Source organism: Serratia sp. Nf2 (assembly GCF_003028435.1).
In the GTDB taxonomy this organism is placed as follows: Bacteria; Pseudomonadota; Gammaproteobacteria; order Enterobacterales; family Enterobacteriaceae; genus Serratia; species Serratia marcescens_L.
Map to the genome: position 1 here is coordinate 65,426 of NZ_PYTW01000004.1, position 14,678 is coordinate 80,103.

Sequence of the window (14,678 nt, forward strand, 5' to 3'; positions counted from 1 at the left end):
CCCCCGTGATCGCGCAATAAAATGGCCCGCAGATGCGGGCCATTTTTTTCGCCTGAACGCCGCTTACTTGCGCAGCGCTTTCACCTGCTCGGCGGTGATATCCGCCGGCAAGCCGCCCCAGGTCACGCGCAGGTAATTCACCAGCTCCGCTACTTCGGCATCGCTCAGCCGCTCGCCGAAGCCCGGCATGCTCTGCATGCTTTCATCGTTCGGGAACTGCTGGGCCGGCAGGCCATCCAGCACCGACACGATCAGGTTCTTGCCGTCCGCCTGGCGCAGCGTGGCATTATCGCGCATCGCCGGTGCCACGTGCGGTTTGCCCTCGCCTTCACGCGCGTGACAGCCGGCGCACTGATCCAGATAGGCCATGCGCCCGGCATCGCTGCCCTGGCCCATTTTCACCGGCACCGCCGCCGGCGGCTGCTCGCCCATCAGATACAGCGCCAGCGCCTGATGATCTTCCGGCGTCAAATGACGGGTGCTGAGATCCACCACCATGTGCATCTCGCTGAAGGCGGAACCCTGCGGCGCGAGGCCGGTGCTGAGGAAGCGGCTGACATCCTGCGGCGTCCAGCCGCGCTGCGCCAGACCGTGCGGCGTAATGTCCGGCGCCATGAAGCGGCCGAGATCGCCGCCCTGCATCGGCTTGGCGAGATCCATCTGCCCCAGCGCGCCGCGCGGCGTGTGGCATTCGCCACAGTGCCCCAGCACGTCGGCCAGATAGCGGCCGCGCTGCCATTGCGGCGAACTGCCCTGCGAACTGGCCGGCAGCGGATCCTGGCTGCGGAACAGCAGGTTCCAGCCGATCAGCGCCATGCGCTGGTTGAACGGGAACGGCATCTCGTTGGCCGGAATGGCGACGTCCACCGCCGGGCGCGTCATCAGGTAAGCGTAGATGTCGTCGGCGTCCTGACGCGACATGCCCTTGTACGAGGTGTAAGGCATCGCCGGGTACAGGTGCCGCCCGCCCGGTGCCACGCCCTGCGTCAGCGCCAGGAAGAAGTCGTCCTTGGTCCAGCGCCCGATGCCGTGGTCGGCCGACGGCGTCAGATTGCTGCCGTAAATCGTACCGAACGGCGTTTCCAGCGGATAGCCGCCGGCCAACGGCGCCCCGCCGCTGGCGGTATGACAGGCGGCGCAGTCGGCGGCCTGCGCCAGATAGCGGCCGCGGACGATCTGTTCGGCGTCGGCGGTCACCTGCTGCACCGGGCCGTCGTAACGGCGGTTTTCCCGCCACCACAGCAGCGCAATCACCACGATCGCCACCAGCAAAATCAACACTGCGAGACGTTTTTTCATTGCGCCGTCTCCTTCAGCAGGCCCGGCGTTTTCAGCACCACGTCGCGCACCGCCTCGTAGTAGCGGACGTAGCCGGTGCAGCGGCAGATGTGGCTGTCCAGCGCCTGCTCGATGGCGCTTTCCAGCTGCTCGCGAGCGATAGGCTCACGCTTGAGCTTTTCCACGAAAATGGTGGCGGCGTTGACGAAGCCCGGTGTGCAGTAGCCGCACTGGAAGCTGTAGTGTTCCAGAAACGCCTGCTGGATCGGCGACAGTTCAACCACCTCGCCCTGCTCGTCCACCTTGGCGTGGCCTTCGACGGTACGCACTTTCTTGCCGTTGAAGAAATGCGCGCCGGTGATGCAGGTGCGCACCTCTTCGCTGGTGCCGCTCGGGTGATCGACGATCGCCACGCAGGCGTGGCAAATGCCCTGCCCGCAGCCGAGGCGCGAACCGGTCAGATCGAGATACTCGTGCAGGAAATCGATCATCATCAAGCCTTCCGGCACCTCGATCGGGCCGTACGGTTTCTCGTTGATGATCAGGGAAATCGGCTGGGTTTTAATGCTCATTGTAATACCTCACGAATATTTTCTGCACGAACGGGCAAATCACGGAAACGGTGGCCGGTGGCATCGGCGATGGCGTTGACCAGCGCGGCCACGATCGGGATCATCACCACCTCCGCCATGCCTTTCGGCGGATCGGTTTCCGACAGCGCCGGCAGGATGTCGCCGCTCTGCTTCCACACCGCCACGTCGCTGGCGCGCGGCAGATGGTAACGGTTGAAGTTCCAGGTGCCGTTGCCCGGGCCGTCTTCGTACAGCGGTAAATATTCGTGCAGCGCATGGCCGATACCCATCGCCAGCCCGCCCTGCAGCTGGCCGGAAACCAGTTCCGGCACGATCAGGTTGCCGCACTCCATGATCGAATGGTGATTCAGCAATTCCACCTGGCCGGTGGCGATATCCACCGCCACTTCTGCCAGCGTGCCGACGGCGCTGTAGTAGGTCACCGCCGCATTGTTGCGCTGGGTTGGCGGGTAGTAGACCTGCCCACGCGCCAGCGGTTTGAATTCGCCGCCGGCATTGCGCAGCGCCATGCCGTCGATCGGCAGGCGTTCGCTTTTGCCGTTCATCGTGAAATCAGCCTCCGCCCATTGCCAGCGGTTGAAGACGTGTACCGCCGCGCCGGTGACGCCGCCCATCTGATAAGCCGTCTTGGCCAGCAGTTCGAGGCTCAGCACCGACATGCCCGCCGCCGTCAGGCCGCCTTCGACCCAACGCGCATCTTCACGCCGCACCACCAGCGGCGCCGCCTGGCCGCCGCCGATGCCGGCCTGCCACAACGCCATCGCCGCCGGCCACAGGCCGTGATCGAAGATCAGGCGCGCCGCTTCGCGGGTGCTGTGCGAGAAGTAATAGGCCGAGTTGCTGGCGCTGGACGGCGAACAGTAGCTCGGCGTCCAGTTAGGGTTGGTTTGCAGCTTGTCCTGCTCTTCTTGCGACATCAGGTAGGGATCGCCGCTGGTGACCATCGGCAGCACCGACCAGTCGGTGACCGAGAAATGCGCTTCGTCGGCCGGTTTGCCCAGCCACTGCGCGCACAGCACCGACTGCGAGGTCGACATGCCGGTGCCCATCTCCGCGCCGCTGTGATGCAGCGTGATGCGGCCGTCTTCGCTCAGCTCCACCCGGGCGAATGAGGTTTCCGCCCCGGTGCCAAAGTCTTTTTGCACGCAGCCGAAGCCAACGCCATAGCGCTTGCCGGGATGGCGGCTCTCAAACTCGGCCTTGCGTTCGGCGCGCTTGAGCCACATCTCATGCTTCGCCGCCTTCTCCAGCACTTCATCGGCGCGGATCGCACCGGCCGGGATCGCTCCCTGGGTGTTTTTCATGCCGGATTTCAGCACGTTGCGCAGACGGAATTCGATCGGGTCGATCTTCAGTTCGGCGGCCAGCTCGTCCACCATCATCTCGGTGGCGGCCATGCTCTGCAGCGTGCCGTAACCGCGCGCCGAGCCGGCATCGATGGCGCGCGAGGCCAGCCCGACCGACGACAGATCGCTTTTGGGGAAGTAGTAAATCGACTGGGCGGCGGTCGCGCCGACCATCACCACCGAAGGGGTAAAGTTGCTGCGGCCGCCGCCGTCCGCCGTCATGTCGCCGAGGAACGACTGCATAACGCCGGTCTGGCGATTCACCGCGATGCGGTAATTCATATCGAACGCATGGCGCTTCAGCGCCGTCTGGAACTGCTCGAAGCGGTCATTGGCCAGGCGCACCGGGTGGCCGTCGCCGTACATCGCCGCCACCGCGCCATAATACGGGAAGTTGTAGTGATCTTTCGAACCGTAGCCCACGGTGTAGCACGGGTGCAAGATCAGCTGTTTCACCGGCGGGTTGCGCTTGGCCAGCATGCGCGGCATCTCGTCGGCCACTTCCTGCGGCGACTGGGTCGGCACCACCAGATGCAGCGTTTGCGTCTCGGCATCGAACCAGCCGTTGGCGTTGTCCGGCTCCAGCGCCGAGGTGTCGATCGACTGCGTGGTGTAGCGGCGCGACATCACCAGCCAATCGGCCGGCGGATTGGCCATCTCGTCGGCGATCAGGCCCGCATAGCGCATGCCTTCCTGATCCAGCTTGCCGCCCTCGCGCCCTTCCGGCCACACCGGCAGGTGTTTTTTCATCGACACCGGGAAGATTGGCGTGTCCTTCAGGCTGGAGAAGCGATCGTCGTCGAACGGTTGATCGCCCCCTACCCGCACATAGCGGAAGCTGCCCCAGGGATCGCGCTCCAGCGGGCCGGTGACCGCGCCGTATTTGATGGTTTCTTCGCGGAATTTCAGCTTGTCCTTGGCGAAGCGGAAACGCGCGAAGTCGTGATAGATCAGGATCGCCACCGCCTGGCCGAGGTAGGCAGGGGTTTTGCCGCTCGGCAGCAGCATGTCGTCACCGTAGAACGCCGGGAAGGCCAGGCCGTCGCGCGCCAGATCTTCCGCCGTCACCAGGCGATCCGGCTGCAGGTCGTCCCCCAACAGCGACAGATCGACCCCTTCGAACAGCCGGTCGGCTTTGGTGACGCGCAGAATGAAGGCGTGCGCCTGTTTCTGCGGCCAGTGCGGCATGTCCACCACGCGGATATCGCGCGCGAACACCTTCTGCCCCATGACCTTGGCGCGGCCATCGATACGGAAACGGACGCGTTTGGTCTGCGGATCCCAGTTGGGTGACTGGAGGATTTTTTGCTCGAACAGCGCGGCGTAGGCGCGGCTGTACAGGGGCGCGAGATACACAGACACCCCCGCAATCACGGCGCTTTTGATAAAGCGGCGCCGCGACGGGTTGAAATTGCTCATAAATAAGTCCTTCACGTCTTTCTTGTAATTGGTTTTTGTTCGCGGTGTTGTTGCGCAAACGCTGACGACCTTGCCGTAGACGTCATAAGCATATGCTTATAACTAAAATTATGTGATGATTAACAGGCTGTTTTCAACAAAAAAACATTTGCAAAACACAGGTAGTTTGTAGGCTAATAAATAATTTGCGCAAACGCGGACTTCAACCATGACCACGGGCATTGTCATTACCGCCGCCGGACGCGGGGAGCGCTTTATTCAGGCCGGCGGCCAGGGCAACAAATTGAACGCCGGATTTACCGACGCGGCGGGCGAGCGGCGATCGCTGTTCGAACACACCCTGCGCCAGGCATTGGCTTCCGGCCTGCCGGTACAGGTGGTGACCCGGCCGGATAATCTGCCGGTGCTGGCAGCCTGCGCCGCCAATCAGGTGCCGGTCACCCTGCTCGCCAGTTCGGGCCTCGGCGACTCGATCGCCGCGGGCGTTGCCGCCACGCCGCACTGGCAGGGCTGGCTGATCCACCTGGCCGATATGCCGTTCGTCGGCGCCGAGGTTTTCCGGCAGGTGGCGGATGCCTTACGGCAGCACGCGATCGTGCGCCCCTGCTATGCGCAACAGCCCGGCCACCCGGTCGGCTTTTCCGCCCTATTGCGCAAACCCCTTTGCCAACTGCGCGGCGATAATGGCGCGCGTGAACTGCTGCAAGGCGCGGCAGTGCACCTGCTGCCGCTTGAGCACCCCGGCGTCGTGCAGGATATTGATCTTCCATCGCAACTCCCGGCCAGCGAGTAAATTCACCTATGCAACATCTTGATGTCACCGTGGTCAGCCAGGCGATAAGCTGGCTGCAGCAACAGCCGGTCTGGTTATGCACCGTGCTCAGTACCTATGGCTCTTCGCCGCGGTCGCCGGGCGCGCTGATGGCGGCGACTCGCGACGGCCGCTACAGTGGTTCGCTGTCGGGCGGCTGCGTGGAGGAGGATTTTTTGCGCCGCGTGGCCGCCGGGGAGTATCAGGCGGCCAGCCAGGTGATCCGTTACGGCGAAGGCGGCATGACGCCCAACGTGGCGCTGCCCTGCGGCGGCGTGCTGGACGTGCTGATCGAATACCTGCCGGCGGGTGAAGACAGCATCGCTTACCTGCAACGCATCGCCGGCGCGCTGGAAGGGCATCACGCGTTGATCAAACGCCTGACGCTGCCCAACGCCTGCCACTGCCTCGAGCAGAGCCACTTCACCAGTGCTACGCAGGTCGAACGCCGGCTCGAGCAGATCACCCTGCACATCGCGGCCGCGCCGCGCCTGCTGATCGCCGGGCTGTCCAGCGTGGCGCTGTACTGCGCCGATTTCGCCGTGGCGCTGGGGTTTGAGGTGCTGGTGTGCGAGAGCCGTCCGGAAGTACTGGATAACTTTGCCGCCGAGCTGAAACCGGGCGTGACGCTGCTGCGTCAGTTTCCGGCCAAATTTATTGAGGAAGGGGGATGCCACGCCAATACCGCCGTCGTGGCGCTGACCCACGATCCGCGCATGGACGACCTGACGCTGATGGAAGCGATCCACACCCCGGCGTTTTACATCGGCGCCATGGGATCGCTCAGAAACAGCGCGCGGCGGCGCCAGCGTTTGCAGCAGATTGCCGAATTCACGCCGCAGGAGCTGGAACGCATCCATGCGCCGATCGGCCTGCCGCTGGGCAGCAAAACCCCGGCGGAGATCGCCCTGGCGGTGATGGCGGCGATCGTGCAGCAAAAAAACCGGCTGCCGGCCGCCGACGGGATCAATGCAGCGGCACCACCGGCACCAGATGTTGAAGCTCCAAATACAGCTCCTCTTTCCCGCTCAGCGAATAGCTGAACACCGTCATGTCCGGCCCGTCACCGCGGGCCAGCCCCATTTCGGGCAACACCTGCGTGTAGATTTGAATGATGTGGTCGTTGAGCGCCACCGGCTTGCCGGAATAGCGAAAAAGGCAAAACTCGCCGTGGATCTCCGGCAGCGCCTCCAGCACCACGCCTTCGCGCAGCGGGTATTCCGTCGTCACGCCCAGGGTATAATCGACCCTGACCCGCTCGCCGTCCGGCACCAGCTGGGTAAACGAATAGGTTTGCGTCGGGCGCTCGCCCAACAAGGTGTAGAACTGCCCCCGCAGCGCGCTGCGCTGCGGCAGGTGCGACTTGTCCAGCTTCTCGATATCCAGGTGATAAGCGTACTGTTTGCCGTGAAAGGCGTATTGCCCGCGGGCGATGCTGACGCGTTCAACCTGAATATCGCCGGGCTGGCTGGCCGCCAGCGAACGCACCAGATTGCTGAAGTCCTGCTTGCGGGCATGGCGATAGACGCTGGGCGATTCGGCGAAGTGTTTTTTGAAACAGCGCGAAAACGTCTGCTGGTTATCGAATTGGTATTCGACCGAGATATCGAGGATGCTCTTCTGCGTGAAACGCAAGGCGAAGGCGGCCAGGTAGAGACGGCGAGCGCGGATGTACGAGGCTAACGATAATCCGGTCTGCTTCTTGAACATGCGCTGCAGGTACCATTTCGTATAGCCTGACTTGGCGGAAACGATATCCAACGACAGCGGATTGGTCAGGTTATCTTCAATCCAGACCAGCAATTCCTTGATATGACTTTCCTGCGTACCCATGTGCTTGCCGAACCTTCTGTTGCCGATATTCCATTAGTCGAATTTTAGTGCTATCCGCGTAGGGTATACAGGTTAAAACTCGACGTCCAGCAAGCTACAGGACTTTACATACTCCCCTTCACCGCCCGCAGGCGGCGAAGGGGGCAGCGCTTATTTCAGGCAGCTGGAGCACTGGCCGGCCTGGATCTTCTGGAAGAAGTCATTGCCTTTGTCATCCACCAGGATAAACGCCGGGAAATCCTCCACTTCGATTTTCCAGATCGCTTCCATGCCCAGCTCAGGATACTCCACGCACTCCAGGCTCTTGATGCTCTGCTGCGCCAGCACTGCCGCCGGGCCGCCGATGCTGCCGAGATAGAAACCGCCGTGTTTGTGACAGGCATCCGTCACCTGCTGGCTGCGGTTGCCTTTCGCCAGCATGATCATGCTGCCGCCGTGGGACTGCAGCAGATCGACGTAAGAGTCCATACGCCCGGCGGTGGTTGGCCCCAGCGAACCGGACGCGTAGCCCTCCGGCGTTTTGGCCGGGCCGGCGTAGTAGATCGGGTGATCCTTGACGTACTGCGGCAGCCCTTCACCACGATCCAGACGCTCTTTCAGCTTGGCGTGCGCGATATCGCGGCCGACGATGATGGTGCCGCTCAGCGACAGACGGGTGGAAACCGGGTACTGCGACAGCTGTTTGAGGATCTCGGCCATCGGGCGGTTGAGATCGACTTTGATCGCTTCACCTTCCCCGGCCTGACGCAGCTCCTGAGGAATGAATTTACCCGGATTGTGCTCCAGTTTTTCCAGCCAGATGCCATCGCGGTTGATCTTGCCTTTGATGTTGCGGTCCGCCGAGCAGGAAACACCCATGCCGACCGGGCAGGACGCGCCGTGGCGCGGCAGACGCACCACGCGGATATCGTGCGCGAAGTATTTGCCGCCGAACTGCGCGCCCAGACCCAGATTCTGCGCTTCTTGCAGCAGTTCCGCTTCGAGTTCCAGATCGCGGAACGCCTGGCCATGCTCGTTGCCCTCGGTTGGCAGGCCATCGTAATACTTGGTCGAGGCCAGCTTGACGGTTTTCAGCGTCGCTTCCGCCGAGGTGCCGCCGATGACGAACGCCACGTGGTACGGCGGGCAAGCCGCGGTGCCTAACGTGCGCATCTTGTCGACCAGGTAGTTTTTCAGTTTGCCCGGCGACAGCAGCGCCTTGGTTTCCTGATACAGATAGGTTTTGTTGGCGGAACCGCCGCCCTTGGCGATGCACAGGAACTTGTACTCTTCGCCGTCCACGCTGTAGAGATCGATCTGCGCCGGCAGGTTGCTGCCGGTATTGACCTCTTTATACATATCCAGCGCGGCGTTCTGCGAATAGCGCAGGTTCTCTTCGATGTAGGTGTTGTACACCCCGCGCGACAACGCCGCTTCATCGCCGCCGCCGGTCCAGACGCGCTGGCCCTTTTTGCCGACGATGATCGCCGTGCCGGTGTCCTGGCAGGTCGGTAAAATACCCTTGGCGGCGATTTCTGAGTTACGCAAAAATTGCAGCGCAACGTACTTGTCGTTTTCGCTGGCATCCGGATCGTCGAGGATATCGGCCACCTGCTGCTGGTGCGCCGGGCGCAGCATGAACGAGGCGTCGTGGAACGCATGCTGGGCAAGCAGGGTTAACGCTTCAGGGGCAACTTTCAGAATTTCCTGGCCTTCAAATTCGCTCACGGAAACGTGGTCGCGGCTCAGCAGGTAGTATTCGGTATCGTCTTTCTTCAGCGGGAACGGATCTTGATAGTGGAACGGTTTATTCGACATTGATCTCTCACTTGCAACATCAGCTGCGTTAAATTCACACTTGCGGCGCACGGCTCGGCGCCTTGTCAAAAAACTGCCTCCACCTTACGTATTTTTAATCAGTCAGTTATTGCGCCAAATCGCAAAATAACCGCTCTTTGCGTAAGGGGTTACCACAGGCGGCGTTTCAACCTTGCTCGGTGAGAACTGCGGGTACAGGCTCATCATGCACGCTTTATTATCCCGCAGTTAACACATTGATTACAATCCATCGGCGGCGATCGCCTTATCAATGTGGCGAAAAACCGGCGCGCGGCGCCAAGAAAGCGTCGGATGCGGATTTAGGCCGGGGCATATTGTCAGCCGCCGCGCCATTGCTTAAGCTAGGCCGCAATGAACAAACCAAGAATCCCCATCGCGCTGCAACAAGCGGTGATGCGCTGCCTGCGAGAAAAGCTGCAGTTGGCACGCCGGCATTTTGCCGTCGAGTTCCCCGAACCCAGCATCGTCTATCAGCAACGCGGCACCAGCGCTGGCACCGCCTGGCTGCAAAGCTGGGAAATCCGCCTGAATCCGGTACTGCTGCTGGAAAACCAACAGCCGTTTATCGATGAAGTGGTGCCGCACGAGTTGGCGCACCTGCTGGTATTTCGCCAATTCGGCCGGGTGGCGCCGCACGGCCGCGAATGGCGCTGGATGATGGAAAGCGTACTACTGACCCCCGCCAGCCGCACTCACCGCTTCGAAACCGCCTCGGTGCAAAGCAAAACCTTCCCCTACCGCTGCGGCTGCGGGCAGCACCAGCTCACCATTCGCCGCCATAACCGCGTGCTGCGCGGCGAAAGCGAGTACCGCTGCCGCCGGTGCGGCGAAAAACTGAAATTTCTCGCTATCGAGAACCTTTAGTTAAACGATTTATACGTTAAAACAAGCAAATATCGCCATTTGCCACTGCCGGCAAGTTCCGTTACCCTGCCTGCTTTTCCAATTTTGAGCTGTTTTGGAATATGCTTCGCAGAATTTTGTTTATGGCGGTTTTCGCCGCAGGCGCCGTTCAGGCGCACGGCATCAATAACTTTTCTCAGGCCAAGGCGGCAGCGGCCAAGATTAACCAGGATGCGCCGGGCAGTTTTTACTGCGGCTGCCGCATCGACTGGCAAGGCAAGAAAGGCATCCCGGATCTCGCCGGCTGCGGCTATCAGGTGCGAAAAAATGCCCAGCGCGCGCAGCGCATCGAGTGGGAACACGTGGTGCCGGCCTGGCAGTTCGGCCACCAGCTGCAGTGCTGGCAGGACGGCGGGCGCAAGAACTGTAACAAAGACGCCACCTATCGCCAGATAGAAACCGATCTGCACAACCTGCAGCCGGCGATTGGCGAAGTGAACGGCGACCGCAATAACTTCATGTACAGCCAATGGAACGGCGGCGCAGGCCAATACGGGCAATGCCCGATGAAGGTGGACTTCAAGCATAAACAGGCGGAGCCGCCCGCCCGCGCACGCGGCGCTATTGCCCGCACCTACTTCTACATGCGCGATCGCTACCAACTGCGGCTGTCACGCCAGCAAACCCAGCTGTTCGAGGTGTGGAACCGGCAATATCCGGTGAGCCAATGGGAATGTCAGCGTGAAGCACGTATCGCCAAGGTGCAGGGCAACCACAACCCCTATATTCAACAGGCTTGTCAGCAGCAGAAAAGCTAACCTACTATAGCCTTTATCTTTCATGGCGCCGCCAACCCGCGGCGCCGTTTCGTCAGGATCAGACTACCCATGCGCATACCCCGCATTTACCATCCGCAGCCGTTGACCGATCGGGCGGAGATCGCCCTGAGCGAAGACGCCGCCAACCACGTCGGGCGCGTGCTGCGCATGAGCGCCGGCCAGGCGCTGCAGCTGTTCGACGGCAGCAACCAGGTGTTCGACGCCGAGATAGTCCGGGTGGACAAAAAGAGCGTGCTGGTGCGCCTCGGCGACGGCCGCGTGGATGACATCGAATCGCCGCTCAACCTGCATCTGGGCCAGGTCATCTCGCGCGGCGAGAAGATGGAGTTCACCATTCAGAAGTCCATCGAGCTGGGCGTCAACGTCATTACCCCGCTGTTTTCCGAGCGCTGCGGCGTCAAACTGGACGGCGAGCGTCTGGCGAAGAAAATCCAGCAATGGCAAAAGATCGCCATCGCCGCCTGCGAACAGTGCGGCCGCAACCGCATTCCCGAAATCCGCGAGGCAATGTCGCTGGAAGCCTGGTGCGCCGAGCAGGACGGCAGCCTGAAGCTCAACCTGCATCCGCGCGCCAGTCACAGCATCAACACCCTGCCGCAGCCGGTAGACCGCGTCCGCCTGCTGATCGGCCCGGAAGGCGGTTTGTCCGCCGACGAAATCGCCATGACCACCGACCACGGATTTACTGATATTCTGTTGGGACCACGCGTTCTGCGTACCGAAACCACAGCGCTCACCGCCATTACCGCTCTGCAGGTCCGTTTCGGCGACCTGGGTTAAAGGAGAAAAGATGATTAAGCTCGGCATCGTGATGGACCCTATCGATTCCATCAACATCAAGAAAGACACCAGCTTCGCCATGCTGCTCGAAGCGCAGCGCCGCGGTTACGAATTGCACTACATGGAGATGAACGATCTCTATCTGCACGCCGGTGACGGGCGCGCCCGCACCCGCCTGCTGAGCGTGAAGGAAGACAAGGAGAACTGGTTCAACTTCGGCGCCGAGCAGGATCTGGCGCTGCACGATCTGGACGTGATCCTGATGCGCAAGGATCCGCCGTTCGATACCGAATACATTTACGCGACCTACATTCTGGAGCGCGCCGAGGTCAAAGGCACGCTGGTGGTCAACAAGCCGCAAAGCCTGCGCGACTGCAACGAGAAGCTGTTCACCGCCTGGTTCCCGGAACTGACGCCGGACACGCTGGTCAGCCGCAGCGCCGCGCACATCCGCAAATTCCACCAGCAGCACGGCGACGTCATCCTGAAGCCGCTGGACGGCATGGGCGGCGCGTCTATCTTCCGTGTGAAGCAGGACGATCCTAACCTGTCGGTGATCATCGAAACCCTGACCGAACACGGCGGCCGTTTCTGCATGGCGCAGAACTTCCTGCCGGCGATCAAGGACGGCGACAAACGCATCCTGGTGGTGGACGGCGAGCCGGTGCCTTACTGCCTGGCGCGCATTCCGGCGCAGGGCGAGACCCGTGGCAACCTGGCGGCCGGCGGCCGCGGCGAAGCGCGTCCGCTGAGCGAGAGCGACTGGAAAATCGCCCGCGCCGTCGCGCCGACGCTGAAAGAGAAAGGGCTGATCTTCGTCGGCCTGGACGTGATCGGCGATCGCCTGACCGAGATCAACGTGACCAGCCCAACCTGCGCGCGCGAAATTGAGGCGGCATTCCCCATCTCGATTACCGGCATGCTGATGGACGCGATTGAAAAGCGCCTGGCGGCGAAGTAATGCGCATGCGGGCGGCAAGCCGCCCGCTATCCAGCATCGCGCCCGCCAAAGCGCGCCTTTGCACGCGGCTTGAAAGGCAGCGGGTATAGCCGCATACTGTCGGCTGTTTATTTTCTCACCCATTGATTACCTTATACTAACGCCATGAATTTACAGCACCATTTTCTGATCGCCATGCCCACCCTGCAGGATCCTCGCTTCAAGCGCTCGGTGATTTACGTCTGCGAGCATAACGAAGAAGGCGCCATGGGTTTGGTGATCAATAAACCGGTGGAGCAGTTCACGGTAGCCACGGTACTGAGCAAGCTGAAGATCATGCCACCTGCGCGCGATCCGGCCATCAGCCTGGACAAGCCGGTGTTCGCCGGCGGCCCGCTGGCGGACGATCGCGGGTTTATCCTGCATACGCCGCGCCACGGCTTCGGCGCCAGCATTCAAATCTCCCCCAACACCATGATCACCACCTCGAAAGACGTGCTGGAAACGCTCGGCACCCCGGAACAACCGGACGACGTGCTGGTGGCGCTGGGTTATGCGGGTTGGGAAAAGGGCCAGCTGGAGCAGGAGGTGTTGGAGAACGCCTGGCTGACCATCGAAGCCAACACCGACATTCTGTTCCGCACGCCGATCGCCAGCCGTTGGCGCGAGGCGGGGAACCTCCTGGGTATCGACATTCGCAGCATCGCCAACCACGCAGGACACGCCTGATGAGCAACCGCACCATTATCGCCTTCGACTTCGGCACCAAAAGCATCGGCGCGGCCGTCGGCCAGGAGTTGACCGGCAGCGCCCGCGCCCTGCCGGCTTTCAAAGCGCAGGACGGCTCGCCGGACTGGCTGAAAATCGAAAAGCTGCTGAAGGAGTGGCAGCCGGATCTGGTGGTGGTCGGCTTGCCGCTGAACATGGACGGCACCGAACAACCGGTGACCGCCCAGGCGCGCAAGTTCGCCAACCGCCTGCACGGCCGCTTCGGCATCCAGATCGATCTGCATGACGAGCGCCTGAGCACCGTGGAAGCGCGCGCCAACCTGTTCGATCGCGGCGGCTTCCGCGCGCTCGACAAAGGCAGCGTGGACTCCGCCTCTGCGGTGGTGATCCTCGAAAGCTGGTTCGAACGGCAGTTGAGTTAACCCTCCGTTCCCTCCCCCGCACACTCCCCCAACACGCCGGCGTCGATCCGCTGCTGCAAACCTTGCTCAAAGGTTTGCATGCCGGACTGCGCGCCGGTTTGCAACACGCTCGCCAACTGATGGGTTTTTCCTTCGCGGATCAGGTTGCTGACCGCCGCCGTCGCCGTCAGCACCTCAAAGATTGCCACTCGCCCGCCGCCGGGCCGCCTCATCAGCTTTTGCGCGATCACCGCCTGCAGGCTGCCGGCCAGTTGGGCGCGCACATAGGGTTTCTCTTCCGCCGGAAACACGTCCACCAGCCGTTCCACCGCCTGCGGCGCGCTGCGGGTGTGCAGCGTCGCCAGCACCAGATGCCCGGTCTCCGCCGCGGTGAGCGCCAGCCGGATGGTGGCGATATCGCGCAGCTCACCCAGCAGGATCACATCCGGATCTTCACGCAGCGCGGCGCGCAACGCCGCATCGAAGCTGTGAGTGTCGCGGCCGATCTCCCGCTGCTGGATCAGCGAACGTCGGCTGCGGTGCAGGAATTCGATCGGATCCTCCAGCGTCAAAATGTGCCGCGGCTGGTGCCGGTTGATCTCGTCGATCATCGCCGCCAGCGTGGTGGACTTGCCGCTGCCGGTGGCACCAGTGACCAGGAGAAGCCCATCGTCGCGCCGCAGCAGCGCCGATACGATGGCCGGCGCCGCCAGCTCGGCAAGCGAAGGCGCCTGCCCGGCGACACGCCGCAATGCGAGAGACATCCCCACGTTTTGCTGAAAAACGTTGGCCCGCAGTCGCTCCCCACCCGGCCTGTGCAGTGCCAGATCGACCTGCCCCAGCCGCAGCAGGCTCTCGCGCTGCTGCGCATTCAGCAATCCGTCGCAGAGGGCCTGCACGCCTTGCGCCGTCAGCATTGGCACCGCTGCCAGCGGGTGCAGTTCGCCGTCGATGCGCAACATCGGCGGATGGCCGGCACAAAGGTGCAGATCGGAAGCGTTATGCTTTACACTAAGGGCCACGAATTCATCGATATCCATATCACTCT

At 62.1% G+C, this 14,678-nt stretch carries 14 protein-coding genes; 8 read left to right on the forward strand and 6 right to left on the reverse strand.

Going from position 1 to position 14,678, the window contains the following annotated elements; translation table 11 throughout:
* Positions 1–63: 63 nt before the first annotated feature.
* From C9411_RS10580 to C9411_RS10590, 3 genes are read right to left on the reverse strand one after another with little or no spacing between them, the layout of a single operon-like run.
* Entirely contained in the window at positions 64–1,299 is a 1,236-nt protein-coding gene (locus C9411_RS10580; protein WP_107227028.1) for a cytochrome c, read from the reverse strand.
* Positions 1,296–1,850: a (2Fe-2S)-binding protein gene (locus tag C9411_RS10585; RefSeq protein ID WP_063988717.1), complete on the reverse strand. Its 555-nt coding sequence runs from the start codon at positions 1,848–1,850 to the stop codon at positions 1,296–1,298. The genes C9411_RS10580 and C9411_RS10585 overlap by 4 nt, the downstream gene beginning before the upstream one ends.
* Positions 1,847–4,636, reverse strand: coding sequence for a xanthine dehydrogenase family protein molybdopterin-binding subunit (locus tag C9411_RS10590; protein WP_107227029.1), 2,790 nt, complete (start codon positions 4,634–4,636; stop codon positions 1,847–1,849). Before C9411_RS10590 ends, C9411_RS10585 begins: the two co-directional genes overlap by 4 nt.
* Positions 4,637–4,844: 208 nt before the next feature.
* Here C9411_RS10590 and C9411_RS10595 point away from each other — a divergent pair, with 208 nt between their 5' ends.
* Both C9411_RS10595 and C9411_RS10600 read left to right on the forward strand, forming a co-directional pair.
* Positions 4,845–5,429, forward strand: coding sequence for an NTP transferase domain-containing protein (locus C9411_RS10595; protein WP_107227030.1), 585 nt, complete (start codon positions 4,845–4,847; stop codon positions 5,427–5,429).
* A gap of 8 nt (positions 5,430–5,437) precedes the next feature.
* Positions 5,438–6,490 carry an XdhC family protein gene (locus C9411_RS10600; protein WP_063988714.1) on the forward strand — a complete coding sequence of 351 codons (1,053 nt, stop codon included), beginning with the start codon at positions 5,438–5,440 and terminating at the stop codon, positions 6,488–6,490.
* Here C9411_RS10600 and C9411_RS10605 read toward each other — a convergent pair.
* Positions 6,414–7,280: a helix-turn-helix domain-containing protein gene (locus C9411_RS10605; RefSeq protein WP_063988713.1), complete on the reverse strand. Its 867-nt coding sequence runs from the start codon at positions 7,278–7,280 to the stop codon at positions 6,414–6,416. The genes C9411_RS10600 and C9411_RS10605 overlap by 77 nt on opposite strands.
* 150 nt (positions 7,281–7,430) lie before the next feature.
* Positions 7,431–9,077, reverse strand: a complete 1,647-nt coding sequence (gene fumA, locus C9411_RS10610) for a class I fumarate hydratase FumA (protein WP_033635936.1) — start codon at positions 9,075–9,077, stop codon at positions 7,431–7,433.
* Between the two features lie 372 nt (positions 9,078–9,449).
* Here fumA and C9411_RS10615 point away from each other — a divergent pair, with 372 nt between their 5' ends.
* The 6 genes from C9411_RS10615 (at position 9,450) to ruvX (ending at position 13,651) form a co-directional block, all read left to right on the forward strand.
* Complete coding sequence (locus C9411_RS10615) at positions 9,450–9,962, forward strand: SprT family zinc-dependent metalloprotease (RefSeq protein WP_107227031.1); 513 nt, start codon at positions 9,450–9,452, stop codon at positions 9,960–9,962.
* A gap of 101 nt (positions 9,963–10,063) precedes the next feature.
* Entirely contained in the window at positions 10,064–10,759 is a 696-nt protein-coding gene (gene endA, locus C9411_RS10620) for a deoxyribonuclease I (protein WP_107227032.1), read from the forward strand.
* 69 nt (positions 10,760–10,828) lie between these two features.
* Positions 10,829–11,560: a 16S rRNA (uracil(1498)-N(3))-methyltransferase gene (gene rsmE / locus C9411_RS10625; RefSeq protein ID WP_049194742.1), complete on the forward strand. Its 732-nt coding sequence runs from the start codon at positions 10,829–10,831 to the stop codon at positions 11,558–11,560.
* Between the two features lie 10 nt (positions 11,561–11,570).
* Complete coding sequence (gene gshB, locus C9411_RS10630; RefSeq protein WP_107227033.1) at positions 11,571–12,521, forward strand: glutathione synthase; 951 nt, start codon at positions 11,571–11,573, stop codon at positions 12,519–12,521.
* Between the two features lie 144 nt (positions 12,522–12,665).
* Entirely contained in the window at positions 12,666–13,229 is a 564-nt protein-coding gene (locus tag C9411_RS10635) for a YqgE/AlgH family protein (RefSeq protein WP_033635940.1), read from the forward strand.
* Positions 13,229–13,651 (forward strand): Holliday junction resolvase RuvX, encoded by a 423-nt coding sequence (gene ruvX / locus C9411_RS10640; protein WP_063988710.1) that lies wholly within the window; start codon positions 13,229–13,231, stop codon positions 13,649–13,651. The genes C9411_RS10635 and ruvX overlap by 1 nt, the downstream gene beginning before the upstream one ends.
* Here the strand turns inward: ruvX and C9411_RS10645 are convergent.
* Positions 13,648–14,670: a type IV pilus twitching motility protein PilT gene (locus C9411_RS10645; RefSeq protein WP_107227034.1), complete on the reverse strand. Its 1,023-nt coding sequence runs from the start codon at positions 14,668–14,670 to the stop codon at positions 13,648–13,650. The two genes, ruvX and C9411_RS10645, sit on opposite strands and share 4 nt — an antisense overlap.
* Positions 14,671–14,678 lie beyond the last annotated feature (8 nt).

Excerpts from the sequence above, each read along its gene's own strand:
- C9411_RS10580 (WP_107227028.1), bottom strand. The coding sequence starts at position 1,299 with ATGAAAAAACGTCTCGCAGTGTTGATTTTGCTGGTGGCGATCGTGGTG.
- C9411_RS10585 (WP_063988717.1), bottom strand. The coding sequence starts at position 1,850 with ATGAGCATTAAAACCCAGCCGATTTCCCTGATCATCAACGAGAAACCG.
- C9411_RS10590 (WP_107227029.1), bottom strand. The coding sequence starts at position 4,636 with ATGAGCAATTTCAACCCGTCGCGGCGCCGCTTTATCAAAAGCGCCGTG.
- C9411_RS10595 (WP_107227030.1), top strand. The coding sequence starts at position 4,845 with ATGACCACGGGCATTGTCATTACCGCCGCCGGACGCGGGGAGCGCTTT.
- C9411_RS10600 (WP_063988714.1), top strand. The coding sequence starts at position 5,438 with ATGCAACATCTTGATGTCACCGTGGTCAGCCAGGCGATAAGCTGGCTG.
- C9411_RS10605 (WP_063988713.1), bottom strand. The coding sequence starts at position 7,280 with ATGGGTACGCAGGAAAGTCATATCAAGGAATTGCTGGTCTGGATTGAA.
- fumA (WP_033635936.1), bottom strand. The coding sequence starts at position 9,077 with ATGTCGAATAAACCGTTCCACTATCAAGATCCGTTCCCGCTGAAGAAA.
- C9411_RS10615 (WP_107227031.1), top strand. The coding sequence starts at position 9,450 with ATGAACAAACCAAGAATCCCCATCGCGCTGCAACAAGCGGTGATGCGC.
- endA (WP_107227032.1), top strand. The coding sequence starts at position 10,064 with ATGCTTCGCAGAATTTTGTTTATGGCGGTTTTCGCCGCAGGCGCCGTT.
- rsmE (WP_049194742.1), top strand. The coding sequence starts at position 10,829 with ATGCGCATACCCCGCATTTACCATCCGCAGCCGTTGACCGATCGGGCG.
- gshB (WP_107227033.1), top strand. The coding sequence starts at position 11,571 with ATGATTAAGCTCGGCATCGTGATGGACCCTATCGATTCCATCAACATC.
- C9411_RS10635 (WP_033635940.1), top strand. The coding sequence starts at position 12,666 with ATGAATTTACAGCACCATTTTCTGATCGCCATGCCCACCCTGCAGGAT.
- ruvX (WP_063988710.1), top strand. The coding sequence starts at position 13,229 with ATGAGCAACCGCACCATTATCGCCTTCGACTTCGGCACCAAAAGCATC.
- C9411_RS10645 (WP_107227034.1), bottom strand. The coding sequence starts at position 14,670 with ATGGATATCGATGAATTCGTGGCCCTTAGTGTAAAGCATAACGCTTCC.